Origin of the sequence: Oceanobacillus bengalensis, from assembly GCF_003628445.1 — a bacterium.
In the GTDB taxonomy this organism is placed as follows: domain Bacteria; phylum Bacillota; class Bacilli; order Bacillales; family Amphibacillaceae; genus Oceanobacillus; species Oceanobacillus bengalensis.
This window is the reverse complement of the sequence record NZ_RBZO01000076.1, coordinates 1-1,607: the sequence shown is the minus strand read 5'-3', so window position 1 is coordinate 1,607 and position 1,607 is coordinate 1. Positions and strand designations below refer to the sequence as shown.

The window sequence follows — 1,607 nt, the reverse complement described above, 5'->3', positions numbered from 1 at the left end:
TCACAGCTTGAAATTGCCAGGCGGATTTGCCTACCTGACTTTCTCACTGCTTGGACGCACACATCCATCGGTGCGCTTTCCTTATCCTACTGCGTCCCCCCATCGCTCAAATGGTCATGAGGTGGTACAGGAATATCTGCCTGTTGTCCATCGCCTACGCCTTTCGGCCTCGGCTTAGGTCCCGACTAACCCTGAGAGGACGAGCCTTCCTCAGGAAACCTTAGGCATTCGGTGAAAGAGATTCTCACTCTTTTTTCGCTACTCATACCGGCATTCTCACTTCTAAGCGCTCCACCAGTCCTCACGGTCTGACTTCACAGCACTTAGAACGCTCTCCTACCATTGTTCGAAGAACAATCCACAGCTTCGGTGATACGTTTAGCCCCGGTACATTTTCGGCGCAGAGTCACTCGACCAGTGAGCTATTACGCACTCTTTAAATGGTGGCTGCTTCTAAGCCAACATCCTGGTTGTCTGGGCAACTCCACATCCTTTTCCACTTAACGTATACTTTGGGACCTTAGCTGGTGGTCTGGGCTGTTTCCCTTTCGACTATGAACCTTATCACCCACAGTCTGACTCCCAAGTTAAAGTATCTGGCATTCGGAGTTTGACTGAATTCGGTAACCCGATGAGGGCCCCTAGTCCAATCAGTGCTCTACCTCCAGTACTCATCATCTTGAGGCTAGCCCTAAAGCTATTTCGGAGAGAACCAGCTATCTCCGTGTTCGATTGGCATTTCACCCCTACCCACACCTCATCCCCGCATTTTTCAACATACGTGGGTTCGGGCCTCCAGTCAGTGTTACCTGACCTTCACCCTGGACATGGGTAGATCACACGGTTTCGGGTCTACGACTGCATACTCATTCGCCCTATTCAGACTCGCTTTCGCTGCGGCTCCGTGTCTTCCACTTAACCTTGCATACAATCGTAACTCGCCGGTCCATTCTACAAAAGGTACGCCGTCACTCAAAAACGAGCTTCGACTACTTGTAGGCACACGGTTTCAGGTACTCTTTCACTCCCCTCCCGGGGTGCTTTTCACCTTTCCCTCACGGTACTGGTTCACTATCGGTCACTAGGTAGTATTTAGCCTTGGGAGATGGTCCTCCCGGATTCCGACGGAATTTCTCGTGTTCCGCCGTACTCAGGATACATTCCGGAGAGAATTCCTTTTCGACTACAGGGCTGTTACCCTCTTTGGCTGACCTTTCCAGGTCGATTCGTCTAAAGAATTCCTTTGTAACTCCTAATGGAATGTCCTACAACCCCAGAAAGTAAACTTTCTGGTTTGGGCTGTTTCCGTTTCGCTCGCCGCTACTTAGGAAATCGCATTTGCTTTCTCTTCCTCCGGGTAATGAGATGTTTCAGTTCCCCGGGTCTGCCTCTTGTACCCTATGTATTCAGATACAAGTACTGTTCCATTACGAACAGCGGGTTCCCCCATTCGGAAATCTTCGGATCAAAGTTTACTTACAACTCCCCGAAGCATATCGGTGTTAGTCCCGTCCTTCATCGGCTCCTAGTGCCAAGGCATCCACCGTGCGCCCTTATTCACTTAACTAAGTTTACAGTAAATAAGCTTGCTAATAAATTAGCCTTGC

1 rRNA gene is annotated in these 1,607 nt (G+C 49.8%); it reads right to left on the bottom strand.

Annotated elements, in window-relative coordinates:
* Positions 1 to 1,567, bottom strand: a 23S ribosomal RNA gene (locus D8M05_RS19940); the annotation flags it as partial.
* Positions 1,568 to 1,607 lie beyond the last annotated feature (40 nt).